We start from the raw sequence: 26,010 nt of genomic DNA on the forward strand, positions 1-26,010 counted from the left end.
AGATCCGAGATGGCCCGACGCCTGGTGATCGCGATCCTGGCCGCCGGCCTGCCGCTGGCCGCCTGCAAGCTCGTCAAGAACGAGCCGCCGCAGGTGGCCTCGGCGGCGGGCAGCGTCGCGACCTCCTTCGACAACCCGGCCTTCGACCCGGAGAAGACGGTCGAGGAGATCTGGCAGCCGAAGCTGCTGCCCTACCTCAAGGCCAAGGCCGGGCCCTTCGCCGAGGTGCGGGCGCTGGCCCCGGACGAGGCCGGGAAGCGCTTCGGCTACCGGGCGGTGGACAGCATGCCCTGGACCGTGGCGGCGGCGGTCGAGGGCAGGATCACGGCGGCCGACACCGGCACCCGGGCGGCGACCATCGAGGTCGATGCCGACGGCGACGGCACCGCCGACCTGACCGTGCAGATCGGCCCCGTGTTCAAGGGCACGCCGCTGCGCGACAGCATCGACTTCCTCTCGTTCAACAGCTTCGCCAACCAGATCGAATACGCCAAGTTCGGCAAGGCGCTGAACGCGCACATCTACAACGCCACGCTGGCCGGCCTGCCGCGGGACAAGCTGGTGGGGCGGACGGTAAAGCTGCTGGGCGTCTTCACCCTGGACGACCCGAAGGCGAAGCCGCTGGTCACCCCGGCCGAGCTGAGCCTGGGGGCGGCGCCGTGACCGAGGCCCCTGCCCTCCAGGTCGAGGGGGTGGCCAAGGTCTATCCCGGCACGGTGGCGCTCAAGGGCGTCGACTTCACCGTGCATCGCGGCGCGGTCAATGTCCTGGTCGGCGAGAACGGCGCCGGCAAGTCGACGCTGATGAAGATCATCGCCGGGGTCGAGCAGCCGACCGAGGGCCGCATCCTGGTCGATGGCCGGCCGGCGGTGCTGCACAGCCCCAAGGACGCGGTGCGGCACGGCATCGGCATCGTGTTCCAGGAGCTGAACCTGTGCGCCAACCTGTCGGTGGCGGAGAACATCTTCATGGCCCGCGAGCTGACCGGCGGGCTGCGCGGCATCGACCATCGCGGCCAGAACCGCCGGGCGGCGGAGCTGCTGCGGCGGCTGGAGCACGACATCGACCCGCGCGCCGAGGTCGGCGACCTGGGCATCGGCCAGCAGCAGATCGTCGAGATCGCCAAGGCGCTGGCGCAGGATGCCCGCATCCTGATCATGGACGAGCCGACCTCGGCCCTCAGCGCAGCCGAGGTCGAGATCCTGTTCCGGGTGATCGCCGAGCTGAAGGCGCAGCAAGTCGCCATCGTCTACATCTCGCACCGGCTGGAGGAGCTGGTGCGGATCGGCGACTTCATCACCGTGCTGCGCGACGGCCGGATTACCGGCCATGAGCGGATGGGGCAGATCGACGTGCCCTGGATCGTGCGTCAGATGGTCGGCTCCGCCATGAAGGATTTCGCGGCGCCAGGCGACCGGCCGCCGGGGCCGGAGGTGTTCCGGGCCGAGGCGATCTGCCTGCCGCGCGCCACCGGCGGCTATGCCGTCGACCATGTCTCGCTGTCGCTGCGGGCGGGCGAGATCCTCGGCCTGTACGGGCTGATGGGCGCCGGGCGGACCGAGCTGTTCGACTGCATCATGGGCCGCCACCCCTATGCCCGCGGCGCGATCTATCTCGAGGGCGAGCGGGTGACGGCGCGCGACGTGACCGGGCGGATCCGCCGCGGCCTCGCCATCATCCCGGAGGACCGGCAGCGCGACGGGCTGGTGCCGATCCTGTCGGTGGCCGAGAACCTCACCCTGTCCAGCCTGCGCCGGTTTCTGCGCGGCTTCCATCTGCGGCGAGGGGCGGAGAACGAGGCGGCGCGGCGCTCGATCCGCGAGCTGGCGATCAAGGTGTCGGATCCGGGCATCGAGGTCAGCACGCTGAGCGGCGGCAACCAGCAGAAGGTGGTGATCGGCAAGGCGCTGATGACCAACCCCCGCGTGCTGCTGATGGACGAGCCCAGCCGCGGCATCGATGTCGGCGCCAAGGCCGAGATCTTCCGGGTGATGCGCGACCTCGCCGCCCAGGGCCTCGGCATCCTGTTCGCCACCTCGGATCTCGAGGAGGTGATGGCGCTGTCGGACCGCATCGCGGTGATGAGCAACGGCCGGCTGGTCGAGACCTTCGACCGCGCCACGGCGACCGGAGACCGGATCGTCGCGGCCTCGGCCGCCGGGCACGGGCCGGACCAAGTCTTGAGGGAGGCGCACGCATGATGGCAGTGGACAAGGCGGCCGAGGGCTGGAGCGGCGACGCCATCGCCCTGCATCTGATGAAGCTGCGCACCTTCATCGCGCTGTTCGCGGTGCTGATCGTGTTCTCCGCCATCGCGCCGAACTTCCTCAGCACCGCCAACCTGATCCTGATGTCGAAGCATGTGGCGCTGAACGCCTTCCTGGCGATCGGCATGACCTTCGTCATCATCACCGGCGGTATCGACCTGTCGGTCGGGTCGATCGTCGGGCTGTGCGGCATGGTGGCGGGCGGGCTGATCCTGAACGGCATCGACCTGTCGGCCCTCGGCTTCGGCTATACGCTGTACTTCAACGTGCCGGAGATCATGCTGATCACCCTGGCCCTCGGGGTGGCGATCGGCGCGATCAACGGCCTCTTGATCACCCGGCTGAAGGTGGCGCCCTTCATCGCCACGCTGGGCACGCTCTACGTCGCCCGTGGTGCGGCGATGCTGCTGTCCGACGGCAGCACCTTCCCCAACCTCGCGGGCAAGGCCGAGCACGGCACCACCGGCTTCGCCACGCTCGGCGCCGGCACGCTCTTGGGCCTGCCGGTGAGCATCTGGCTGCTGATCCTGGTCGCCGCCGGGGCCGCCTATCTGGCCGCGCGCACGCCGCTGGGCCGGCACATCTTCGCGGTCGGCGGCAATGAGCGCGCATCGGGTCTCTCGGGCGTCCGGGTCAACCGGGTGAAGCTGTTCGTCTACATGTTCTCCGGCTTCTGCGCCGCGCTGGTCGGGCTGATCATCTCCTCGCAGCTGATGGCCTCGCACCCGGCGACGGGCGAGACCTTCGAGCTGAACGCCATCGCCGCGGCGGTGCTGGGCGGCACCTCGATGTCCGGCGGCCGCGGCACGATCGGCGGCACCATCATCGGCGCCTTCGTCATCGGCATCCTGTCGGACGGCCTGGTGATGATGGGCGTCAGCTCGTTCTGGCAGACGGTGATCAAGGGGCTGGTGATCATCGCCGCGGTGGTGGTCGACCAGGCGCAGCGCCGGCTGCAGCAGCGCGTGGTGCTGCGCCGCATGGCGCGGGAGGGCTGAGATGCTGCGCGGCGCCCTGATCGGCTGCGGCTTCTTCGCTGCCAACCAGTTGCACGCCTGGCGCGATGTCGAGGGTGCGGAGATCACGGTGCTGTGCGACCGCGACCCGGCCCGGCTGGAGGCGGCGGGCCGCGACTTCGGTATCGCCCGGCTCTACGCCGATGCCGGAGAGATGCTGGCGCGCGAGGCGCCGGACTTCGTCGACATCGCCACCACGGTGCCGAGCCACCGGCCGCTGGTCGATCTCGCCGCCCGGCACCGGGTGCCGGTGATCTGCCAGAAGCCCTTCGCCGCCACGCTGGACGACGCCCGCGCCATGGTCGCGGCCTGCGAGGCCGCCGGCGTGCCCCTGATGGTGCATGAGAACTTCCGCTGGCAGTCGCCGATCCAGGCCGTGCGCCAAGTCATCGAATCCGGCCGGATCGGCGAGGTGTTCTGGGGCCGCGTCTCGTTCCGCTCGGCCTATGACGTGTTCTCCGGCCAGCCCTACCTCGCCACCGGCGAGCGCTTCATCATCGAGGATCTCGGCATCCACAGCCTCGACATCGCCCGCTTCCTGTTCGGCGGCGCCACCCGCCTGACCGCCCGCACCCGCCGGGTCAACCCGGCGATCCGCGGCGAGGATGTCGCCACCATACTGCTGGACCATGAAGGCGGCGTGACCTCGGTGGTCGACTGCTCCTACGCCACGCGGCTGCAGGTCGAGCCATTCCCGGAAACGCTGGTCGAGGTCGACGGCAGCGCCGGCACCATCCGGCTGGGCCAGGGCTACTGCATGGTCGTCACCGGCCGCGACGGCAGCGAGACGCTCGACGTCTCGCCTCGCCTGCTGCCCTGGGCCAGCCGCCCCTGGCACAACATTCAGGAGAGCGTGGCGGCGATCCAGCAGCATTGGGTGGATTGCCTGCGGACCGGCCGGGAGCCCGCGACCTCCGGCCGCGACAACCTGAAGACCCTGGCCCTGGTCGAGGCCGCCTATCGCAGCGCCGGGACCGGGCGGACGATGGACCTGGCGGACCTGCTGTGACCGCCCTGTCTATCGCGGCCGGTCCGGCTGCTCCGTCGCGTGGATCCGCAGCAGCGCCGCGCGAATGGCCTCGGCCTGCTGCCCGAAGACGGCTGCCCGCTCCGACCACAGCCGGGCGGCCTTGGACTGGCCCTGCCGCACGGACTGCTGGCCGAGGCGACGGAGCATGCGGCAGCGCTCCTCCAGCGTGCGCAGGGCGGTCTCCATCGCCCGCACCACCTCACCCGACAGGGCGCTGCCGAAGGACGCGGCCGAGTAGGAGTGGCCGATATGGCAGCGATAGCGCAGGGCGTCACCGTCCTGCAGCTCCCAGATCACGCCGCCGCAGTCGGGGCAGGTGAAGACCGAGCGGTCGCCGAGCCGGTCGAGTAGGCTCATGTCATCTTCGTATCCCTTGGCCATGATGTCCGCCTCCAGCTGGACCTCCGGCGGCACCGGCTGCGGCGGGCCTGCGGGGGTCGCGACCAGATTGGCCAGCAGCGCCGGCAGGGCGTCGAGCGCGACCTGATGGTCGACCTCCGTCATCTCCAGGGCGTTGCGCGGCATGTCCGGGTATTCGGCGTCGGCCGGGTCCTGGACCACGGTGAGGGCGCCGCAGCGCCGCAGCGCGCGCAGACCCGCACTGCCGTCATCGAGATATCCCGTCAGCAACACCCCGATGCCGCGCGAACCGCAGCACACGGCGACGCTGCGAAACAGGGTGTCGACCGATGGCCGGACGCCATTTTCCCAGGCACCGCGGTTGAGGCGCAGCGTGTCGCCCTGCAGCAGCAGGTGGTGGTTCGGCGGGGCGACATGAATCCGGCCCCGCGCTGCCGGCCTGCCATCCTCGGCGAAACCAGCCGGCAAGGGTCCGGCGCGTTCCAGGATGGCGGGCAATTCACTGTGCTGGTCGCCCTTCATGTGCTGCACCACGAGCACCGCGGCATCCAGCCCGGCCGGCAACCCGGAGACGACGCGCTTCAGCGCGGACAGGCCGCCGGCCGATGCGCCGATCGCCACGATGTCATGATGAGGCATGCCTTACCTTCCGGCACCACGCTCGCTGTCTGGACAACCGCAGCGGAGGCGGGAGCGTTCCGCGATCAGCCGGACGCCGGCTCGGGGTCGCGCCGCAGCTCGGACATCGGCACCTCGACCCGGCAGTGCAGGCCGCCGGGCTTGAAGGTCAGCTCGGCCGTCCCGTGCAGCTCATAGGCGATGCTGCGCTTGACGAAGCTGAGCCCGAAGCCCTCGCGGGCCGGCTTCTCGACCTTGGGGCCGCCGCGCTCCGACCAGTCGAGGCGAAGCAGGGCGGCGCCGTCGACCTTGACGATGCGCCAGCCGACCTTGATGGACCCGCCGGGACTGGACAGCGCGCCGTATTTCGCGGCGTTGGTCGCCAGCTCGTGCAACGACATCGCGAAGACCAGCGCCGCGCGCGCGGGCAGAAAGACGTCGCCGCCGGAAAACGCCGGCGGATCCTTGCCTTCATGATACGGCTTCAGCTCCTCGACCAGAAGCTGCCGCAGATCGACCCCGGCCCAGACGTTCTCCGCCAGCAGCTCATGGGCGGCGGCCAGCGACTGCAGGCGTCCCTCGAAGGACCGGCCGAAGCTGTCGAGGGAGTCGCTGGTCTGCCGGGTCCGCGCCGCGATCGAGATCACGCTGGCCAGCGTGTTCTTGACCCGGTGGTTCAGCTCGGCCAGCAGCAGTTGCTGCCGCCGCTCGGCCTGGCGCCGTTCGGTGGTGTCGCGCTCGACCAGCGCCGCCCCGACCAGCCGTCCCGCCTCGTTGCGGATCGGCGAGGCGGTGTAGGAGACGAAGATCCGCCGCCCGTCCTTGGCCACGCGCTCGGTATCGACGATGCTGGGCTGCCCTGGCGGCCGCTTCAGGCGGTCGAAGATCTGGCGCATCTCGCCCGGCTGCTCGGGTGTGCTGAGGAACGACAGGGAGCGCCCCACCGCTTCTTCTGCGCCGTATCCGTACATCCGCTCGGCGCCTGCGTTCCAGGTGGTGATGGTGCCGTCGGGCGAGGTGCCGATGATCGCCTCATGGGAATGGGCGATGATCGCCGCCAGACGGGCCAGCGACTCCTCGTTGCGCTTGCGCTCGGTGATGTCGATGAAGGTGATGACGACGCCGTTGATGACGTCGTCGACGGTCCGGTACGGCAGGATCCGCATGATGTAGCTCGCGGAGCCGTCGGACAGCGCCACCTCCTGCTCGAGCCGGGTCAGGGTGCGCAGCACCCGGCCGACGTCGCGCGGCAATCCCTCATAGCTGAGGCGCGACACGATGTCGGTGATCGGCCGGCCGGCGTCGCTGCCGATCAGATGGAAGATCTCGGTGATCGCAGGGGTGAAGCTGCGGACCCGCAGCTGGTTGTCCAGGAACAGGGTCGCGATCTGGGTGCTTTCCAGCAGGTTCTTGCGGTCGCTGATGGCGCGGTCGAGGCTCTCGATCTTGGAGTTGAGCTCGGCGTTGACGGTCTCCAGCTCCTCGTTGACCGACTGCAGCTCCTCCTTCGAGGTCTCCAGCTCCTCATTAGCGGATTGCAGCTCCTCGTTGACCGACTGGAACTCCTCGTTCGAGGACTTCATCTCCTCGTTCGAGGTCTCGAGCTCCTCGATCGTGGTCTGCAACCGCTCGCGCGTGGCGATCAGCTCCGATTCCAGATGCCGGATGAACTCGTCCTTCTGCGCGTCCGACACCGGTTCGACATTGACGGAGCCGAGCGGCTTGGGCGCCCCGACCTCCTGCAGGACCACGATGCAGAACTTCGCGTCGCCATCGCCCGTCGCCAGCGGCTCGGCGATCAGGTTGAGCGATTGGAAGCCGCCATCGACCGGCAGTGAGGCATTCTCCCGGATCACCCTGCGGCCGGTGGTGACGGCCTGATGGATGACGGCGCGCAGGTCCGGGCGCAGTCCGGCGTCGACGATGCTGAACAGGTTCAGGCTGGCGGCGCCGGGCGACGGCTGCAGATAGCGGCCGGTCCGTCCCGAGAAATGCAGAATCTCGTAGCCGTCGTCGACGACGAAGCAGGCGGGCGCATAAGCCTCGGCGACGCGCTGCGCCCGGCGGCTCACGGTGTCCCGGATCGTCGGCGGCAGGGACCCGTGGGGCCGGTCCGGCTCCAGCGGGCTGCGGTAGATCGAGGTGGCCAGCGGGAACTCGATCGGCTGGCGTCCGACATCCGCCTCCCGCGCCTTGAACAGCCGGAGCTTGCCGTCGACCTTGGTGAACAGCTTGGGATGCTGGGTGACGTTCTCCGACGGCCCCAGGAACAGGTAGCCACGATGCCGCAAGGCGAAATGGAACAGCAGCAGGACGCGGCTCTGCAGCGTCGCGTCGAGATAGATCAGCAGGTTGCGGCAGGAGATCAGATCGAGCCGCGAGAACGGCGCGTCCTTGATCACGTTGTGCACCGAGAAGATGCACATCTCGCGGATCTCCTTCGCCACCCGATAGTCGCTGTCCTCCTTGATGAAGAACTTCCCGAGCCGGTCCGGCGACATGGTCCCGCTGATCGCTGCCGGGTACAGCCCCGCCCGGGCGATCGCCAGGGCGTGGTCGTCGATGTCGGTGGCGAAGATCTGGACCTTCGGGGCGGCGTCGGTCCTCATCATTCGCTCGCGCAACAGGATGGCGATCGAATACGCCTCCTCGCCGGTGGCGCAGGCGGGCACCCAGACCCGGACCTGATCGTCCGGACCCTTGTGCTCCAGCAGCTTCGGAATGACGTCGCGTTCGAGAATCTCGAAGGCCTTGGCGTCCCGGAAGAACTGGGTAACCCCGATCAGCAGGTCCCGGAACAGCGCCTCGACCTCCCGCGGCTCGCGGCGCAGCAGCTCGACGTAATCGGCCAGCGCGGCGACCTGCGCCACATGCATCCGGCGCTGGACCCGGCGGATGAAGGTGCTGTTCTTGTACTGGCTGAAATCATGCCCGGTGCCGGCCCGCAGCAGGGTGAAGATCTGCACCAGGTGACGCCGGGCCTGCTGCAGGGACGGCACCGCCCCGTCGGCCTTCGACCGGGCCAGGTCCCGGGCGTACTGGACCAGCTGTGCCGGCATCTCCTCCACCGGCAGGATGAAGTCGACCAGGCCGGTGGCGATGGCGCTGCGCGGCATGCTGTCGTAGCGGGAGGTCTCGCCGGCCTGGGCCATGGTCAGCCCGCCATTCTCCTTGATCGCCCTCAGGCCGAGCGATCCGTCGCTGCCGCTGCCGGACAGGATGATCCCCGCGACCTGATCGCCATGCTGCTTCGCCACCGACAGGAAGAAGGGGTCGATCGTGGAGCTGTGGCTGCGCGGCGTCCGGAGTCGGAAGCTGTCGCCCTGCATGGTCAGGGTCGCGTTCGGCGGGATGACATGGATGCGGTCCGCCGCCGCCGCCATCCGGTCCGTGATCTCGATCACCGGCATCCGGGTGTACCGCGCCAGCAGCTCCGCCATCGCGCTCTTGTGGTGCGTGTCGAGATGAGGCACCACCACGAAGATCATGCCGCTATCGGACGGCATGTGCAGGAAGAAGCGCTCGAACGCCTCCAGCCCGCCGGCCGACGCGCCCATCGCCACGATCAGCCGCGCCGACGAAGTCGAGGAAGCGCTTGCAGGCGGCTTCGGACGCATCGATGCTCGCCTGGAAGGGAAGCGGCGGTCGGTCCGGCCGGCGGCGGCGGGTTTGGCGCGGGTCGGCACGCTACGATCTCCGTTCGGGCGACGGTCGGAAATTCATGATCCGGCCAATCGGGATTGGGTATCGCCCGGCCGAATATACGACAAAGGGTAACACTACACCCTTCCGGCCTGTTGCCAAGGTGAGGCAACTGCAAAACGAAGGCGCAAGGATGTCCCCCTCCGCCCGAATCCTGATCGTCGAAGACGAGTTCCTCGTGGCGATGCTGATCGAGGAGACTGTCCGGACTCTGGGCCATGAGGTTGTCGGCCCGATCGGCGACTTGCCGAGCGCCCTGCAGCTGGCCGAGACCGAAGACTTGTCGGCCGCCATCCTCGACGTCCATCTGCAGCACGGCGAGCGGGTCTATCCGGTTGTCGGGATCCTGCGCCGCCGCGGCATCCCGCTGGTGCTGACGACGGCGTATCGCGACACCGAGATCGACCCGGATTGCGCCGGCGAGAGGCTGCTGCGCAAACCCTTCGATCAGACCGATCTGGAGCACTGCGTCGCCCGGCTGGTCTCCGCCCGTCCTGCGCCCGAGCCCGTCCACAGCGATTGACGCGGAGCAGGACGCCGATGCTTCGGCTCAGCTGGCCTGCCGATCAGGCCGAGCCGCACCCGATCTGCCCATTGTATTCTATCCGTTGTTAATAAACGACCGTCTTTCAAATCAAGACCGATCGTACTATAATAAATATAAGAATAATTACCTTAGCGTTTATCAAGTTCAGGGTGGAGAACCACAGATGCAAGCTGGGATGTCCTTCGTGGAGCATGGAGCGGACATCGCCTCCGCCGCCATGTTCAGCTGGGCCCACCCCGTCCGCCGCGACGGCGCGGCGAAGCGGATCCTGATCGTCGAGGACGAGGTGCTGCTGGCCGACGACGTGGCACAGGCGATCTACGCCATGGGGCTGGACCCGGTCGGCCCGGTCGGGACGCTCGACGCGGCGATCGCGCTGGCCGAGACGCAGCAGCTCGACGGCGCGCTTCTGGACGTGCGGCTGCGCCGCGGGCTGCGGGTCTATCCGGTGGTCGAGATCCTGTGGCGGCGTCGGATCCCGTTCTGCTTCATGACCGCCTACAGCGACCAGCAGATCGAGCACATGCCGGCCGAGGCAGTGCTGCGCAAGCCGGTGTCCCAGCCCGCCCTGCTGGACGCGGTGCAGGCGCTGCTCAACGGGTGAAGCCCGGCCGACGGCCGGCGCTTCGGTCCCGGACCTTACGGGATCTCGTACAGCGTCACCTCGGCCTCGATGCCGCGCAGCGTGTGGCGCTGGGCCACCGGCTCGATGCCGCTGGCCTGCAGCAGCCTGGCGGTGCCGGAATCCGTCACCACCGGCTCCGTGGCGAAGATGGCACGGGAATTCACCAGGGCCTGCACGCGGGCGGCGATGTTGACGGTCTGGCCGAAATAGTCCTGCCGCTCGTTCAGCGCCACCGCGAGGCACGGCCCCTCGTGGATGCCGATCTTGAGCACCAGGTCCTCGCTGCTGGCATGGGCGTCGTTGAGGCGGCCCATGGCGTCGCGCATGCGCAGCGCGGCGGCCACCGCTCGGTCGGGGGTCGGGAAGGTGGCCATCACGGCATCGCCGATGGTCTTGACCACGGCCCCGGCCTCGGCCGCGACGATCTCGTGCAGCACGCGGAAATGGGCCCGCACCAGGTCGAAGGCTGCCAGGTCGCCGACCCGCTCATACAGCGCCGTCGACCCTTTCAGATCGGTGAACAGGAAGGTCATGCTGGTGATCTTGAGCCGCTGGTCGACGTCCAGCGTGTCGGTCCGGTAGATGTCGCGGAAGGTCTGGTTGGTGAGCAGGCGCTTGGCGGTCAGGAACGGTTTGCGCCGGCCCAGCAGTTCGTGCAGCGCGTGCCCGGCGATCCAGATCCCGGCCAGCACCCGGCGATTGGTGCGGTTCTCGACCGACAGGCGCAGCGGTCCGGGCCGCAGTACGACGGTCTCGTTCAGCCGGTGCACCGGATCGATGATGAAGCTGAGCGACTGACGGTCGCGCGTGGGCTCGCCCTTCACATCGAGGAACTGGGTCGCATGGCTGACCGGGTCGAAGGCGATCAGGAACTCCGCCGGCAGCTGCAGCGACAGCAGCGCCTTCTCGCCGGCCGGCAGCTCGACGAAGTCGAGGGTGATGTCCTCGATCAGCTGCTCGAAATTCGCCGGCAGATCGATGCCGGAGCCCCAGAACAACTGGCGGCAATATTCCACCGGCGGCAGCGTGTCGGGGTCGTGGGCGCCGATCCGGCGCACCCGCGGGCTGACGGTGAAGGCCACCTCCACCATTTCGTCGAGCGTGGCCTCGTAGCCGGCGGCGCAGAGGGCGCAGTGGTACTCGTCGTGGTCGAGGGACTTCAGCGTGGTGCCGGCGTCGAGGACGCCGCCGCAGCCGGGGCACAGCACGTTCCAGGACAGCTCGAACAGCCCGAGGCGCGAGGCGTGCAGGAACACGGCGATGACGCGTTCGACATCGATCCCGGTCTCGGCCGCGAAGTCGAAGACGTTGATGCGGCAAAGCGCCCGGTCCGGCCCGTCCTGCACCAGCCGCTCCACCGCGGCCACGGCCTCGCCGTCGGCCAGCTGCCGCAGGGCCGCGAACAGGGCCTGGGTTTCGCTCATGGCGCGATTTTACGCCGAATTCGAAGAAAACGCTAAGGCGTTGGCGGCGCTTCGGGTCGCCATCTCGGACTCGCTCCGATCCGCCGACCGGCCGGGTTCGGCCGCAAGCGGACAAGAGCGGACAAGAGCGGACATCATGTCTGCCGTAAAGGGCGAGACGCGGTCATTACAGTCTCGGTAATGACCGCTGTCGAGCACCGGCCTGCTAGTGGTTATTACTGCGTGATCGGCGGCATAACGGGGGGCTGGGGACGATTGCGCCCGAATGACGGATCCGGCTTGCAGCCGGTCGTCCCGACCTGCTCGCAGCCCACCTGTGCCTGGCGGCCAAAGGCAGGATCCGGCTTACATCCGGTGGTTCCGACCTGCTCGCAGCCCACCTGTGCGTTGTGGCCAAAAGACGGATCCGGCTTGCACCCGGTCGTCCCGACCTGCTCGCAGCCGCCGGTCCCGCCGGCCTGTGCCGTGGGTATCCTCTGCTCAGCGCATCCTCCGGTCAGCCCGAGGAGCGCCACCGCTGAAAGCGCAACGAATAGTTTGATCATCTTCTTCTCCAAGGTCTCTGGTGATCTTCGAGGTCGACGACTAGCCAGGTAGGCCCCATTGCGCAGTGAGCAATACGGCCGCCTCAAATGATAAAGGCTGAGGCCCTGCGGAGCAGCGCGGGCAAAGCGCGGCAACACATGAATCGTGCCCGAGTCCTCACCGTCACGAAACTATACGATGGTGTCGGTGGCGCGGCGCTTGCGTGTAGCTTGACCGGACTGGAAACGGACGGCGTCATCGGGATGGGATGCCGACCGGGTGGTCAGGTATGGCGCTTCAGCCGGACCAGGCAGTCTGGTCCGGCTCCCTACCCGTGATGCGCGTACAGGACCGCCGACCGGTCGAGGTGGCGGATCATCGCCGCCTCGGCGGCATCCGGGTCGTGGCGGCGGATGTGGTCGAGGATCTCGCGGTGCTCGGCCAAGGTGACGTTCTGCTTGCCGGTCCAGATCAGCATCTCGGTGTGGTATTCGCGCAGCCAGCCCAGCATCGCCTCGCTGACCGCCTCGAAGATCGGGTTGCCGGAGATCGCCGCGATCCGGCTGTGGAAGCGCATGTCGGCGGCGATGAAGGCGGCGGGGTCGTCAAGCTTGCCGCTCTGGTCGCGCAGCGTCTCCTCCAGCCCCGCGATGTCGGCGTCCGCTGCCTTCTCCGCCGCCTCACGCACCATGCCGCGCTCGAAGAAGCGGCGCGCCTGCTTCAGATGCTCGAGGCTGTCCGGCGAGGCCGAGAGCAGGAACTGGGCGGACAGGTCGACCTGCTGAAACAGCGACTTCGCCGTCAGCTGCCGCACCCGGGCGCGCTCGCCATGGCTGATGGTGATCAGGCCCATATTGGCCAGAGCCTGCATCGCCTCGCGGATCGCCGGGCGGCCGACGCCGAAGCGGTCCATCAGGTCGCGCTCCGACGGCATGGCGTCGCCCGGCGCCAGCTCACCGCGAGTGATCATGGTCCTCAGGCGATCGAAGACCTCGTGCCACAGCTTCCGGCGGACGATGGGTTCGGCCGAATCCCGCACCAGTTGAAGCTCCTGCCTGGACCGCTCGACGCTGCGGCCGTTCTGGAACGATGATCATACCATCGAAACCGCCTGCCGGCATCGTCGGCCGCGTCGTCCTGTCGCCGTCGCCACGCTGGCCGCGGCGCCTTCGTCGGGCAAGGATAGCGCATCTGGATCCTGGAGACCCGCTCATGCGCGAACACGCGATCGCCGCCATCCCCGCCGATGGCATCGGCCCCGAGGTGATCGGCGCCGGCATCACGGTGCTGGAGGCGCTGCAGCAGCGGCTCGGCTACATCCGGTTCACCGTCACCAGCTTCGACTGGGGCTCGGACTACTACAAGAAGCACGGCGCGATGATGCCGGCGGACGGGCTGGCGATCCTGAAGCCGTTCGACGCGATCTATTTCGGCGCGGTCGGTGCGCCCGACGTGCCGGACCACATCACGCTGTGGGGCCTGCGGCTGCCGATCTGCCAGGGCTTCGATCAGTACGCCAATGTCCGGCCGACCCGGATCCTGCCCGGCATCACCTCGCCGCTGCGCCATGCCGGGCCTGGCGACCTGGACTGGGTGATCGTGCGCGAGAACTCCGAGGGCGAGTATTCTGGCCATGGCGGGCGCGCCCATCGCGGCCTGCCGGAGGAGGTCGGCACCGAGGTCGCGATCTTCACCCGGGTCGGCGTCACCCGGATCATGCGCTATGCCTTCCGGCTGGCGCAGGCGCGGCCGCGCAAGCTGCTGACCGTCGTCACCAAGTCGAACGCCCAGCGCCACGGCATGGTGATGTGGGACGAGATCGCGGCCGAGGTCGCGGGGGAGTTCCCCGATGTCACCTGGGACAAGATGCTGGTCGACGCCATGACGGTGCGGATGACGCTGAAGCCGCAGAGCATCGACACCGTCGTCGCCACCAACCTGCATGCCGACATCCTGTCCGACCTGGCAGGCGCCCTGGCCGGCAGCCTGGGCGTGGCGCCGACCGCCAACATCGACCCGGAGCGGCGCTTCCCGTCGATGTTCGAGCCGATCCACGGCTCGGCCTTCGACATCACCGGCAAGGGCATCGCCAACCCGGTGGCCAGCTTCTGGACCGCGGCGCAGATGCTGGAGCATCTCGGCGAGGCCGAAGCGGCCGGGCGGCTGATGCGGGCGGTCGAGCAGGTGACCGCGGCCGGGATCCTGACCCCGGATGTCGGCGGCACCGCCACCACGAAAGAGGTCACCGACGCGGTGGTCGACGCGATCTACAGCTCGAACGTCTGATCGTTGGCGGCCGCGGTGCCGGCGGGGGCGGTGCGGACCGCCCCGGGGGACCGGCCGACCACGCGCTTGAAGGCCCGGCTGAAGGCGGCCTGCGAGCCGTAGCCGAGGCGGTGGGCCGCGGCCTCGATCGGCATCCGGTCGCGGCCGATCCACTGCGCGGCCAGGCGCATCCGCAGATCGGCGACGTAGCGCAGCGGGGTCAGGCCGGTGACCGCCAGGAAGCGCTCGGCGAAGACCGAGCGCGAGGCGCCCATCTCCGCCGCCAGTTCGGCCACCGTCCAGTCCCGGCCGGGGTCGCGGTGCATGGCGGCGATGACCCGGCCCAGACGCGGGTCGCGCAGCGCCTCGATCCAGCCTTTGGCGTCGCCGCAGCCGCATTCGACCCAGCCGCGGACGATCGAAGCGGAGACGACATCGGCCAGCCGCGCCAGGATCGCGGCGAAGCCGGCGCGCTCGTCGCAGGCCTCGCGCGCCATGGCCTCGAGCATCGGCAGGATCTCGGGGTGACGGTCGAGCAGCGTGCCGACCAGCATCACCTCCGGCATCAACGCCACCAGCGGGTGCATGCCGCCGAGGTCGAACTCCATGCAGCCGCTGAAGATCAGCATGCCCGAGCCCGGCTCGCAGCCCTCCGGGCAGGACCGGATCACCGCAACGCTCTTGCACAGCGTCTTGGTCTCGAAGGTGGAGATGTCGCGGCTGGCCTGGTCCGGCCCGGAGAGCAGCTCGTGCGGGCCGCCGCGCGGCAGAAGCACGGCGTCGCCGGAGCCGAGGGTGTGGAGCGTGCCGTCGGCGGTGCGCAGCACCACCGGGCCGCGGGCGACGAAATGGAACTGGGCCCGGTTCTCGACGGTGCCGAAGCCGATGCCAAAGGGCGGAACCAGCGCGATGCGGCGGTAGTTCACGCCGAACAGGCGCATGCCCAGCAGCAGCTCACTGACGAGATCAGCCGAGGGTCCCCGCGGAGCGGAACGCAATTCGGACGAATGATCAAGCATTCCGGAGTGTCTGACATGGATCGTCCGGAGAGTCCACCCTATCTTCCGCTGCACTGCACAGCAAAACCTCTTCAAAGGACGATCCCCATGAGTGAGGGAACACAGCGGACGGGCGTGGCGCCGGCGCGGGAGGAGCCGGCCTGGGGCGCGGTCGTCTCGATGACGCTGGGCGTGTTCGGGCTGGTGACGGCGGAGTTCCTGCCGGCCAGCCTGCTGACGCCGATGGCGGCGGATCTCGGTGTCAGCGAGGGCCTGGCCGGCCAGGCGGTGACGGCGACCGCGGTGGTGGCGCTGGTGACCAGCCTGCTGGTCTCGACTGTGACCCGGCGGATCGACAGGCGTATCGTGCTGCTGGCCTTCTCGATCCTGCTGACGGTGTCGAACCTGCTGGTCGCCTTCGCCCCCGGCCTGCCCGCCCTGCTGCTGGCGCGGGTGGTGCTGGGCGTGGCGCTGGGCGGATTCTGGACCATGTCGGCTGCGACGGTGATGCGGCTGGTGCCGGAGGCGCTGGTGCCCCGCGCCCTGTCGCTGCTGTTCAGCGGCGTCTCCGCCGCGACCGTCGCGGCTGCGCCTCTCGGCAGCTATTTCGGCGACATCATCGGCTGGCGCGGCGTGTTCCTGATCGCGGCTGTCTTGGGGCTGCTGGCCCTGGCGGTGCAGTTCGCGACGCTGCCGCGGATGGCGCCGAGCGGCACGACCCGGCTGCGCACCCTGGTCGATGTGCTGGCCCGGCCGCAGGTCGGCTTCGGCATGCTGGCCGTGCTGCTGGTGTTCACCGGGCATTTCGCCTTCTTCACCTATATCCGGCCGTTCCTGGAGACGGTGACCGGCGTCGGCATCACCGGCGTGTCGGGCATCCTGCTGGGTTTCGGCATCGCCAACTTCCTGGGCACCTTCCTGGGCGGCATCCTGCTCGAGCGCAGCATGCGCCTGACCATGATGCTGATGCCGCTGACCATGGGCATCCTCGGGCTCGGCTTGGTGGCGGTGGGCGGCGGCGCGCCGGTGGCGAACACGGCGATGGTCGCCCTGTGGGGCGTGGCCTTCGGCGCGGTGCCGGTGGCCTGGTCGACCTGGCTGACCCGCACGGTTCCCGACGAGGCGGAAAGCGCCGGCGGCCTGCTGGTCGCGGCGGTGCAGCTGGCGATTGCCACCGGGGCCGCGGCCGGCGGCGCCATCTTCGACGTCAGCGGCGCGCTGGGCGTGTTCACCGGTGCCGGTCTGGTCTTGCTGGTGGCCGCGGCGATGATCACGGCCGGCATCCGGCCGCGGACGGCCGCGGCGGCGGCCTGAGAACAGCGGGGCTGGTCAGCCCAGCAGGTCGGCCATCCCGATCAACCCCGCATCGTGACCCAAAGCGGCCGGGCGCAGTGGCAGTCGGAACTGCCGCGGCTCGGCCGCCAGCGCATGCTCGACCCGGCCGAGGAACCCGTCCGCCAGGCCGACGCCGCCGCCGATCACCGCGAGGTCGAGGTCCAGTGCGGCCTTCAGGTCTGAGAGCAGCCGGGCGATGGCGGCGGCGGCGCGGTCGATCAGCACTGTTGCGGTCGGGTCCGCCCGCCGGAACAGAGCCGGCGCGTCCATCTCCTCTCCGAATTCGGCGGTCGCCATGACGGCCAGCGCACGGCCGGAAGCGACAGCTTCGACGCAGCCGCGCCTTCCGCAGCCGCAGAGCGGTCCGTCCGGCACCGCCACGACATGGCCGAGATGCCCGGCCAGCCCGCCCGGCCCGACCCGCAACTTCCCGTCCAACACGAGACCGCCACCGACCCCGGTCGACACGGTCAGGAACACCATCGAGCCGACGCCCCGCGCGGCGCCGTGGCGGAACTCGCCCCAGGCCGCGGCCTGGGCGTCGTTGACCGCCCGCACCGGCACGCCCAGCCGGTCCTGCAGCGCCGCGACCAGCGGCGAGTCCGGCGGCACCGGCAGGGTGCCGGGGTTGGTGGCGGACAGCTTGCCGTCCCGCACCAGGCCGGTGGTGGCGATGCCGACCGGCCCGTCGGCCCAGCCCGCCACCAGGGCGACGACGGCCTCGACCAGGCTCTCGAACTTGCCGTCGCGCGGGGTGGCCGCCTGGCGCCGCTCCAGCACCCTGGCCCCGGCCACCCGGGCGGCGGCGATCTTGGTGCCGCCGAGATCGACGACGGTGACGGCGGGCTCAATACCCACGGTCGGTCACGCTCTGCGCGGTGCGGCGGATGGCGTCGCGGGCGGCGGGGTCGCGGTCGGCGATGGTCTCGAACAGCATGTCGACGATCACCAGCTGGCTTATCTTCGAGGCCAGCGCGCCGCCGGTCAGCGGCGTCTCCGACGTCGAGGCCAACAGCACGACATCGGCCAGGGCGGTCAGCGGGCTCTTGGTGCGGTTGGTGATCGCCGCCAGGAAGGCGCCCGCCTCCTTCGCCAGCGTGGCGGCGCGGACGACGTCGAGGGTGGAGCCCGAGCTGGAGACGGCCAGCGCCACGTCGCCGTCGCCCAGCGCCGCGGTCGCCATCGCCGCCATGTGCGGGTCGTCATGCGCCACCGCCTGCAGCCCGACCCGGGCCAGCTTGTACTGGGCGTAGCGCGCGGTGATGGCCGAAGCGCCGACGCCGAACACCAGCACCCGCCGCGCCGCGCGCAGCCGGTCGGCCACCAGTTCCACCGCCGCCGGCTCCAAGAGATCCTCGGTCTGGCGCAGCGCGTCGACCGCGCGGTCGACGATGCGGAACAGCGCGTGCCGCCCCGCCTCCTCCGCCCGCGCCGGCTGGGCCGAGGCCAGTTCGGTGGCCAGCGCCAGCTTGAAGCCCTGAAAGCTGGGGAAGCCCTGCTCGCGGCAGAAGCGGATCACCGAGGCCTCGGAGGAGCCGGAGGCCTCGGCCAGCTCGGTCACGGTCTGCGACAGCACCCGCTCCGGCCCTTCGAGCACATAGTCGCCGATCCGGCCCAAAGCCGGCGACAGGCCGGGATTGGCGGCGCGCAGGCTGGCCAGCACCTTGCGCCCGAGGGTCGAGGTCTCGCTCATGGTTCCATCCTACCCCTTCACCGCGCCGGCCAGCATCGCCCGGCCGAGATAGCGGTAGCTGACCAGGCCGAGCAAGAGCGGCGGCAGCACGCTGAGCATCATCGCCGCGGCGGTGGCGCCCCATTTCACGCCCCAGGAGGTGATGAAGAAGGTGGCGCCGACCGTCACCGGCACGGCGTTGCGGGTGGTCAGGATCAGGCCGAACAGGAACTCGTTCCAGCTGTAGATGAAGCTGAGGATGGCGACCGCGACCAGCACCGGCCGGGCCAGCGGCAGCACGATGTGCCGCAGCACGGCGAAGGTCGACGCGCCGTCGACCCGCGCCGCCTCCTCGATCTCCTGCGGCAGGTCCTGCAGGAAGCCGACCAACAGGATCAGCGCCAGCGGCAGGTTGATGATGCAGGAGATCAAGGCGAGGCCGAGCCGGGTGTCGAGCAGGCCCAGCGCCTGGTACAGCAGGTAGAAGGGGATGGCGAAGATCACCAGCGGCAGGGCCCGCAAGTTGGTGACCACCGGCAGGATGGTCGTCGTCCCCTTCCCCAGCCGGGCCATGGCGTAGGCGGCCGGCACGCCGAGCCCGAGCGCCAGCACCGTGCCGCCGAGCGCGATCACGGTCGAGTTCATCAGGTAGCGCGGGAAGTCCAGCGACCGGTCGGTCAGCACCGTGCCGTAATGCTCCAGCGTCGGCGCGAACAGCCAGACCGGCGGATAGGCGTTGATGTCGAGCGTCGTCTTCAGCGAGGTCAGCAGCGTGACGATGACCGGGATGTTGAGGATGAGGACCGCCAGCAGGAAGACGGCCCAGCGCAGGCCTGAGACGAGGCGCGTCATCCCCGCGATCCCCTCAGCATCTGCGCCATCAGCAGGCGCAGCACCACGATCGAGGCCAGGAGCAGCAGCATCGAGGCGGCGACGGCGGGGCCGATCCGATCCTGCTGGAAGAAGGTGCGGTAAATGTAGATCGACAGGCTCTGGGTCAGCGTGCCGGGGCCGCCGCCGGTCAGCACATAGATGTGGTCGAACACCCGGAAGCTGTCGATGAAGCGGATGAAGCCGGTGATCGCCAAGGCCGGCACCATCAGCGGCAGGGTGATGCGGCGGAACACCGCCCAGGACCCGGCGCCGTCGATCCGCGCCGCCTCCACCAGGTCGCCCGGGATCGCCTGGTAGGCGGTCAAGAGCGCCAGGAAGGCGAAGGGCGTCCATTGCAGCACCTCGATCACCGCGACGGTGGTGAAGGCCCAGTCGACGCCCAGCAGGTTGCCGCTGAACCCGACCAGCTGCAGGTATTGCGGGATGACGCCGACGAAGTCGTTCAGCATCAGCCGGTACATCACGCCCAGCAGCGCCGGCGACACCATCATCGGCAGCAGCAGGAACGCCATCAGCCAGCGGCGCTTCGCGATCAGCGGGTCGAGCGCCAGCACCAGGGCGAAGCCGAGCACCAGCTGCACCGCGGTGACCACCACGGCGAAGCGGGCGGAAAAGCCGACCGCACCCCAGAAGGCCGGGTCGGCCAGCACCGTCGCGTAATTGTCGAGCCCGACCCAGCGCGGCGACCACAGGCCGGTGAAGCGCACCTCGCTGAGGCTGTAGACCAGGTTGGCGACGGCCGGGAAGCCGAGCAGGAGCGCCAGGAACAGCAGCAGCGGCCCGAGCAGCCACAGCCCGTCCCAGCGCCCCTCATAGGGCCGGCGCCCGGCCCTGGCTCCCGCCGTCATGGGCGCCATCAGCCCTTGATCCGCTCGGCCATGCCTTCGGCCGCCTGCTTCAGCGCGGTGTCGAGGTCGAGCTGCCCGGCCCAGAAGGCGGAGAATTTCTCCGCCAGCACCTCATAGACCGGCACGGCATAGGCGGCGGTGCCGCCGGTGACGACGAAGCCGTAGCGGTCGACGAAATCGCCGACCAGCGGGAATTCCGGCCGGTTCGCCGCCATCGCCTTCAGGATCTCCGGCACCGGCGGGGTGCCGCCGGCCTGGGCGTAGACCGTCATCGCGTCCTTGGTCGCCAGCCAGGCCACGACCTTGCCGGCGTCGGCCTTGTTCTTCGAGGCCTTGTTCAGGCCGATGCCGAGGGAGTGGACGTGGCTCTTGTGCCCGGCGCTGCCGGCCGGCAGCGGGGCCAGGCCGATCTTGCCGGCGACCGTGGGCGACTTCGCCGGGTCGTTCAGCTCGTTGAAGGCCGCGTTCCACTGCAGCATGGTGGCCGCCTGGCCGGCCTGGAAGGCGGCGTTGGCCTCCGGATACTCGTAGCTGATCGACCCCGGCGGCGTCGCCTTGGCGTCGATCAGGGTCTTGTAGACCTGCAGCCCCGTGCGCGCGGCCGGGCTGTCGATCGCCGGCTTGCCGTCGGCCAGCCAGTCGCCGCCATTGGATACCAGCGTCGCCTGCCACAGCATCACGTTGAAGATCAGGTTCTTCATCTGCAGCACGGTGCCGAAGCGGGTCGGGCTGTCCGGGTTGTCGGCGGCGCTGAAGAACAGGGCGGCGGCGATCCAGTCGTCCCAGCTCCAGTCGTCCGGCGCCTTGGGCTGCATCTCGCGGCCGAGCTTCTCCTTGGCGATCGCGACGTAGCGCTTCTGCCACTCCGGGTCGGACAGCAGTCGGTCGACCAGGTCCTTGCGGTAGTAGAGGAAATGCACCGAGATGTCGGTCGGCACGCCGTACAGCTTGCCGTCCAGGGTCAGCGACTGCAGCGCCACCGGCGCGAAGGCGGCCTTGGCCTCGGCCGGGACCTGGGCGTCGATCGGGTCGAGATAGGGGGCGTAGCGGCCGAGCGTGTAGGTGGTGACCAACGCCAGATCGAACTCGCTCGACCCCGCGGCCAGATCCGCCTGCTCCTTCTCGAAATAGCCCTGGCGGCTGAACAGCAGCTGCTTGACGGTGACGCCGTCGGCCTGGCCCGGCCCGGCATTGTAGGCATCCAGGACCTTCTGCATCGCCTCGCTTTCCGGCCCCGGCCAGAACAGCAGCGTGACCTCGCCCGCCATGGCGGCGGAGGAGAACGCCGACAGGGCCAGCCCGGCCAGCAGGGTCTTGCGCAGGATATTCGTCATGGTTTGCCCCCTGTTTGTTTTGGTGAAGGAGCCCCTCAGCCCGTGCCGAGGGCCTCGAGGAACCAGCGCGTCACATGTTCCGGCCGGGTGATGGCCGAGCCGGCGACCACGGCATGCGCCCCCGCGGCCAGGGCCGAGGCGGCATGCTCCGGCGTCCGCACATTGCCCTCGGCGATCACGGTGAAGCCGTCCGCGGCGAGGTCGGCGACCAGGGCCAGGTCGGGCTCGGTCGGCTCCGGCCCGGCGACATAGCCGGCGAGGGTCGAGGCGACGATGTCGGCGCCGGCCGCCGCCGCCGCCCGGCCCTCCGCCCGGGTCGAGACATCGGCCATGGCGATGCGGCCATGGCCGTGGATGCGGGCCACCAGCGCCCCCACTGTGGCCGGGCGGATGCGGTGGGTGGCGTCGAAGGCGATGATCTCGGCGCCGGCCTCGGCCAGCGCGTCGACATCGGCGAGGTGCGGCGTGATCCGCACCGGGCTGTCGGCCAGGGCGGTCTTGACGATGCCGATTACCGGCACCCCGGCGATGCGGCAGACCGCGGCGACCCGTTCCACCCCCTCGATCCGCAGGCCGGCGGCGCCGGCGCCGACCACGGCCCGGGCCAGCGCCACCACGAATTCGGTGCGGTCGAGCGGCCCGCCCCCCACCGGCTGGCAGGACACGATCAATCGGCCGCGCAGGCGGTCGAGGACGGCAAGGACGTGGGCGGCATCGGTCATGCCGTCATGCTAATGATGATTGGTTATTTTCATCAAGATAAATAGCCAGATGAAAAATTTCTTCACCTTCAGGCATGATGGCCGCGCGGCCTTTTCAGCCAGAGATAGGCTGCGCGATCAATTCCTCCGACCTTCGCTCCGGAGGAGGAAGACGTTCTCCGCTCCCAACCCGCCGCTCGGGTCGAACAGATAGCCTTCGCCTGGGACGGTGCGTACCAGCCGCGGAGCGTCGGGGTGGGCCTCTATCTTTCGGCGCAGGCGCATCACCCTGAGATCGATGCTGCGGGTTCCCGCTTCCAGGGCTTCGCCATGGGCGAGCCAGGACAGGCGTTCACGCGAAAGGGGCTGACGCGGATGGCGAAGGAACGCTTCGAGCATTTCGCATTCGCGTGTCGTGAGCCCGACCTGCTTCCCGGCGGAATCGACGAGGGACTTGGCGTCGAAGTCGTAGAGATGCGTTCCGACCGGCACGCGCCGCGCGGCAGGCTTGCCCGGACGGCTGGAGAGCCTTCTCATTACGCTGCGAATTCGTGCCAGCAGTTCCCGCGGCTCGAACGGCTTCGCGACGTAATCGTCGATCCCGAGCCCAAATGCCTCGAGCCTGGCACCCCGCTCCGCCGCGGCCGTGAGGATGATGATGGCGATATCGCTGCCGGCGCCGCGGAGGCGCCGCGCGATCGCCAGACCGCCTTCCTCCGGCATGTTGAGGTCAAGGACGACGATGTCGGCCGGGGCCTCCGCGAGACAGGCGTCGAGTGCCGCTCCGCCGTCGGCCGTCCGGACCGACACGCCGTTCAGCGACAGATAATCGGCCAGGAGCGCACGAAGCCCTGCTTCGTCATCGACCACGATCACATGCGGCTGGGCGGGCGTCATGACGCGTGGGCCTCGTGGATTCCTCGGTCCTCAGGCTCGGAAGCGGCCGAGAGAAGCTTGCGCCTGACCTCGCGCTTCAACATGTCGAGGTCGAGCGGCTTTTCGAGAACGGGAAAGCCGTGGGTGGAGACCACCGCATCGAGCTCTCCAGCAAGCGCATCGCCGGTCACGACGATCACGCGCGACAGCAATGCCGGTGCGACCCGTTTCAGTCGGCTGATCAGCTGCGGACCGTCCATGTCCGGCATCCGGAGATCGACGATCAGGAGGTCGTAGGCGCGGGCCCGAACCAGATCGAGGGCAACCTGGCCGTTGGTCGCGACATCGACGATCAGCCCATCGCGCGCGAGCTGATCCGCAATCAACTCGGCTATCTCTTCCTCGTCGTCGACCACCAGCAGTTGCCCCTCGACAGGCCCCTCCAGCAACAGGTCGTGCTCCGCGTCGTCCACGACATGAAGCCCTGAGGCCGCCGGGATCCGCACGGTGAAGGTGGCGCCGCATCCGGGTGCGCTCGTCAGTTCCAGCGCCCCGCCATGCGCGTCGATGATGCCGCGGCTGACGGAAAGCCCGATTCCGGTGCCGACGCCCTGCGGCTTGGTCGTGAAGAAGGGCTCGAACGCCCGACGCCGTACCTCCTCCGTCATGCCCGGGCCATTGTCCGTCACCTCCACGACCACCCCCGCCCCCTCGGTGCGCGCGGAAATCGTGAGTTGCCGCGGACCGAGGTTGGCGGCCAGCGCCTGCTGGGCGTTGACGACGAGATTGACGAAGACCTGATGAAGCTGGTCACGGTCGCCGTTCACGGATGCGAGGTCGTCGGGGACGTCGCAGGTGACCTTCACCGAGTGGGTTCGCAGCGCATAGTTTGCGAGAGTCAGCGCATCGGAGATCACATCGCCGATGAACAGGCGCCGCCGCTCGGGCGGCTTGGCGCGGGCCATTGCGAGGAACGATTTCACGATCCGGCCGCAGCGGTCCGCGGCCGCATGGACGTGCGATGCACGCTCCCGCGTCGCCGCATCCGGCGCCAGCTCGACGAGCATCTGCGAATAGCCGATCACGACGGAAAGCGGATTGTTGAGTTCGTGGGCGACGCCGGCGAGCAGGGATCCCAACGCCGCAAGCTTTTCGCTCTGATGAAGCGCTTCGCGCTGGCGCTCGAGGGCCCTCGCAGTCTCCTTGCGCTCGGTGACGTCGCGGCCGACGGCCTGGATCACCTGCAGCCGACCGTCGGCATCGAAAATTCCCGTCTCGACCCATTCCTCGTCGCAGATCCGCCCGTCGGACTGGGTGACGCGCAGTTCCAACAGCATCGTCGGCTTCTCCGGCGTCAGATTTGCGACGGCCTCATGCAGACGGGCCTCGTCCTCCGGCTCGATCGTGATGTGATCTGTCAGAATCTCGCCGATCATCTCGTCCCGGCCCATTCCGACGTGCCGGCAGAAGGCCTGGTTGGCGAAAAGCACACGGCTGTCCGGCTGGAAGCGGACCACGAACTCGGTCTGTGTCTCGATCAGGGCCCGGTATTCGGCCTCGCGCTCCTCGATACGCCGTTGGCTGTGCCGCACGAGCATCAGACCGGGCCGGACCAGATAGCGGGAGAGGACCAGAACGGCGACGGCCAGGCTGGCGATCACGCCCAGCAGCACCACGCCGCTCGGAGCGAGGCGGGCGAGAAGCGCGGTGCGGAGCTCCGGCTCCCGGATGCTGTGGACCAGCCAGAACGGCTCGGCGCCGGCCTTCTGCACCAGGAGGTTCACGCCGGCGACCGATCGAAAACCCTCCGATGGCGCCAAGATGTCCGCGAGCGGCAGCCGCGCGGCGTCCTCCGGAAGAATTGCGGCGATCGGCCAGGGTGCCTGGGACGGCGGCGCGTCGGCCCCGCGCATGGCAAGGACCTGACCTTCCGCGTTGACGACCGCCACGGTGCCCGGCGCCTGGGACAGCCCCGCGAGAAGAGTCTCGAAGTGCCGCAGCACGACATCGGTGCCGATGACGCCGAGGAAGCGATCGGCGGCATAGACCGGGACGCCGTGGCTCACCATCCAGCCGGCGCCGGCGGCGTCGAGATAGGGCTTCGTCCAATATAGCTTGCGCTCCGGGTTTGTGTCGGGCGTGCCCAGGCGGAAGATGTCGTAGTCGTTCCAGTCGGCAAGGATGTCCTCGATGCGTCGAGCGCCCCCCGCGACCGAATTGGCCAAGACCTCGGCCGACGGGAAAGGTGGATAGAGCACCGCGAATTGGCGGCTCTCGGAAAAGAAGTACGTCCATTGCAGATAGGGCGAGGTGAGATGCCCGAGCCGGATCGGCTCCAGCAGGTCGAGCACTGCGTCGACCTCTCCGTAGCGCGGGGCGAGCTCGTCGATCAGCCTCGGTTCCGCCATGACGAAGCCGATCCCCCGCGCGCCCTGCTCGGTCGCCAGATGCTCGGTGAAATAGCCGTCGATCGCCGCGCCGCCGATCGGCTGGACGGACCGGCGGATGACGGACCGCATCGGCGAAGGCCCGCGCGGCACGCCGTCGGCAAGCCGGTCGGCGATGAACGCGGCCAGGCGCTGCACGTGAGTGCTCGGTGCGTCGAGAAGCGTTTCGAGCGCAGCGCGCTGGTCACCGGTCTGGCTGGCGATGTCGGCGAGCACCGTCCGGCGTTGATCCGCATAGAGTTGCGCGGCAAGGAACCCGATGAACAGGAGGAGCGGCAGCAAAGGAGCCAGGATCAGGAGAGCCGAGCGTCGAGCCAGTCCTCGGACGCCACGGCCGAACGTCGTTTCCGTCGACTGCCGCGGGCCGCCTTGCACCGGAGGCCCGTCCGTCCCGTTATTCATCCGTCCCCCTCCCGATCGGTCAGCGCGCCGGCACATGACCCGGTCAAGATCTTGCCATACTGCGGCCGGACGGTTTCAATTCGATGCCGTCGCGGTGCATCGACCGGAAGCGACGGCCGTTGGC

General features: G+C 69.2%; 22 protein-coding genes. 8 read left to right on the plus strand and 14 right to left on the minus strand.

Annotation, left to right across the window (positions count from 1 at the left end; translation table 11 throughout):
• The first annotated feature begins 9 nt into the window (after positions 1-9).
• Genes QFZ27_RS36010 through QFZ27_RS36025 form a run of 4 tightly spaced genes read left to right on the plus strand, consistent with a single transcriptional unit; the run spans position 10 to position 4,292 of the window.
• Positions 10-663 (plus strand): DUF2291 family protein, encoded by a 654-nt coding sequence (locus QFZ27_RS36010; RefSeq protein WP_429231546.1) that lies wholly within the window; start codon positions 10-12, stop codon positions 661-663.
• Entirely contained in the window at positions 660-2,201 is a 1,542-nt protein-coding gene (locus tag QFZ27_RS36015; protein ID WP_429231548.1) for a sugar ABC transporter ATP-binding protein, read from the plus strand. The genes QFZ27_RS36010 and QFZ27_RS36015 overlap by 4 nt, the downstream gene beginning before the upstream one ends.
• Positions 2,198-3,265 (plus strand): ABC transporter permease, encoded by a 1,068-nt coding sequence (locus QFZ27_RS36020; RefSeq protein ID WP_429231550.1) that lies wholly within the window; start codon positions 2,198-2,200, stop codon positions 3,263-3,265. The genes QFZ27_RS36015 and QFZ27_RS36020 overlap by 4 nt, the downstream gene beginning before the upstream one ends.
• A gap of 1 nt (position 3,266) precedes the next feature.
• The gene (locus QFZ27_RS36025; protein ID WP_429231552.1) at positions 3,267-4,292 is read left to right on the plus strand and encodes a Gfo/Idh/MocA family protein; all 1,026 of its coding nucleotides are present in this window, start codon (positions 3,267-3,269) and stop codon (positions 4,290-4,292) included.
• Between the two features lie 9 nt (positions 4,293-4,301).
• On the opposite strand, the gene QFZ27_RS36030 is transcribed toward QFZ27_RS36025, so the two are convergent.
• Positions 4,302-5,312, minus strand: a complete 1,011-nt coding sequence (locus QFZ27_RS36030; RefSeq protein WP_429231554.1) for a chemotaxis protein CheB — start codon at positions 5,310-5,312, stop codon at positions 4,302-4,304.
• 65 nt (positions 5,313-5,377) lie between these two features.
• On the minus strand, positions 5,378-8,908 hold the full coding sequence (locus QFZ27_RS36035; RefSeq protein WP_429231556.1) for a chemotaxis protein CheB: 3,531 nt from the start codon (positions 8,906-8,908) through the stop codon (positions 5,378-5,380).
• 218 nt (positions 8,909-9,126) lie between these two features.
• Here QFZ27_RS36035 and QFZ27_RS36040 point away from each other — a divergent pair, with 218 nt between their 5' ends.
• Both QFZ27_RS36040 and QFZ27_RS36045 read left to right on the plus strand, forming a co-directional pair.
• Complete coding sequence (locus QFZ27_RS36040) at positions 9,127-9,516, plus strand: response regulator (RefSeq protein WP_429231558.1); 390 nt, start codon at positions 9,127-9,129, stop codon at positions 9,514-9,516.
• Between the two features lie 187 nt (positions 9,517-9,703).
• Complete coding sequence (locus QFZ27_RS36045) at positions 9,704-10,144, plus strand: response regulator (protein WP_429231560.1); 441 nt, start codon at positions 9,704-9,706, stop codon at positions 10,142-10,144.
• Between the two features lie 35 nt (positions 10,145-10,179).
• Here QFZ27_RS36045 and QFZ27_RS36050 read toward each other — a convergent pair whose 3' ends face one another.
• The 3 genes from QFZ27_RS36050 to QFZ27_RS36060 form a co-directional block, all read right to left on the minus strand.
• A complete protein-coding gene (locus QFZ27_RS36050; RefSeq protein WP_429231562.1) occupies positions 10,180-11,589 on the minus strand; it encodes an adenylate/guanylate cyclase domain-containing protein in 1,410 nt (469 codons plus the stop codon).
• Between the two features lie 215 nt (positions 11,590-11,804).
• The gene (locus QFZ27_RS36055) at positions 11,805-12,134 is read right to left on the minus strand and encodes a hypothetical protein (protein ID WP_429231564.1); all 330 of its coding nucleotides are present in this window, start codon (positions 12,132-12,134) and stop codon (positions 11,805-11,807) included.
• A 308-nt stretch (positions 12,135-12,442) separates the two neighbouring features.
• The gene (locus QFZ27_RS36060) at positions 12,443-13,153 is read right to left on the minus strand and encodes a transcriptional regulator NanR (RefSeq protein ID WP_429231566.1); all 711 of its coding nucleotides are present in this window, start codon (positions 13,151-13,153) and stop codon (positions 12,443-12,445) included.
• Positions 13,154-13,326: 173 nt separating this feature from the next.
• Between QFZ27_RS36060 and QFZ27_RS36065 the strand changes: the two genes are divergently transcribed.
• Positions 13,327-14,400 (plus strand): tartrate dehydrogenase, encoded by a 1,074-nt coding sequence (locus QFZ27_RS36065; RefSeq protein ID WP_429231568.1) that lies wholly within the window; start codon positions 13,327-13,329, stop codon positions 14,398-14,400.
• Here QFZ27_RS36065 and QFZ27_RS36070 read toward each other — a convergent pair.
• Complete coding sequence (locus tag QFZ27_RS36070) at positions 14,382-15,320, minus strand: cupin domain-containing protein (protein WP_429231570.1); 939 nt, start codon at positions 15,318-15,320, stop codon at positions 14,382-14,384. The two genes, QFZ27_RS36065 and QFZ27_RS36070, sit on opposite strands and share 19 nt — an antisense overlap.
• 165 nt (positions 15,321-15,485) lie before the next feature.
• Here QFZ27_RS36070 and QFZ27_RS36075 point away from each other — a divergent pair, with 165 nt between their 5' ends.
• Positions 15,486-16,691 (plus strand): MFS transporter, encoded by a 1,206-nt coding sequence (locus QFZ27_RS36075; RefSeq protein WP_429231572.1) that lies wholly within the window; start codon positions 15,486-15,488, stop codon positions 16,689-16,691.
• 15 nt (positions 16,692-16,706) lie between these two features.
• On the opposite strand, the gene QFZ27_RS36080 is transcribed toward QFZ27_RS36075, so the two are convergent.
• From QFZ27_RS36080 to QFZ27_RS36115, 8 genes are all read right to left on the minus strand, one after another.
• On the minus strand, positions 16,707-17,570 hold the full coding sequence (locus QFZ27_RS36080) for an N-acetylmannosamine kinase (protein WP_429231574.1): 864 nt from the start codon (positions 17,568-17,570) through the stop codon (positions 16,707-16,709).
• Positions 17,560-18,405, minus strand: a complete 846-nt coding sequence (locus QFZ27_RS36085; RefSeq protein WP_429231576.1) for a MurR/RpiR family transcriptional regulator — start codon at positions 18,403-18,405, stop codon at positions 17,560-17,562. Before QFZ27_RS36085 ends, QFZ27_RS36080 begins: the two co-directional genes overlap by 11 nt.
• Positions 18,406-18,414: 9 nt before the next feature.
• Positions 18,415-19,236 carry a carbohydrate ABC transporter permease gene (locus QFZ27_RS36090; RefSeq protein ID WP_429231577.1) on the minus strand — a complete coding sequence of 274 codons (822 nt, stop codon included), beginning with the start codon at positions 19,234-19,236 and terminating at the stop codon, positions 18,415-18,417.
• Positions 19,233-20,135 (minus strand): carbohydrate ABC transporter permease, encoded by a 903-nt coding sequence (locus QFZ27_RS36095; protein ID WP_429231579.1) that lies wholly within the window; start codon positions 20,133-20,135, stop codon positions 19,233-19,235. The genes QFZ27_RS36090 and QFZ27_RS36095 overlap by 4 nt, the downstream gene beginning before the upstream one ends.
• Positions 20,135-21,460, minus strand: a complete 1,326-nt coding sequence (locus QFZ27_RS36100; RefSeq protein WP_429231581.1) for an ABC transporter substrate-binding protein — start codon at positions 21,458-21,460, stop codon at positions 20,135-20,137. The genes QFZ27_RS36095 and QFZ27_RS36100 overlap by 1 nt, the downstream gene beginning before the upstream one ends.
• Positions 21,461-21,495: 35 nt before the next feature.
• Positions 21,496-22,182 carry an N-acetylmannosamine-6-phosphate 2-epimerase gene (locus QFZ27_RS36105; protein WP_429231582.1) on the minus strand — a complete coding sequence of 229 codons (687 nt, stop codon included), beginning with the start codon at positions 22,180-22,182 and terminating at the stop codon, positions 21,496-21,498.
• 117 nt (positions 22,183-22,299) lie between these two features.
• Entirely contained in the window at positions 22,300-23,058 is a 759-nt protein-coding gene (locus tag QFZ27_RS36110; protein ID WP_429231584.1) for a response regulator, read from the minus strand.
• Positions 23,055-25,886: an ATP-binding protein gene (locus QFZ27_RS36115; protein ID WP_429231586.1), complete on the minus strand. Its 2,832-nt coding sequence runs from the start codon at positions 25,884-25,886 to the stop codon at positions 23,055-23,057. The genes QFZ27_RS36110 and QFZ27_RS36115 overlap by 4 nt, the downstream gene beginning before the upstream one ends.
• Positions 25,887-26,010 lie beyond the last annotated feature (124 nt).

Source organism: Inquilinus ginsengisoli, from assembly GCF_050434925.1.
GTDB classification, from domain to species: Bacteria; Pseudomonadota; Alphaproteobacteria; order DSM-16000; family Inquilinaceae; genus Inquilinus; species Inquilinus ginsengisoli_B.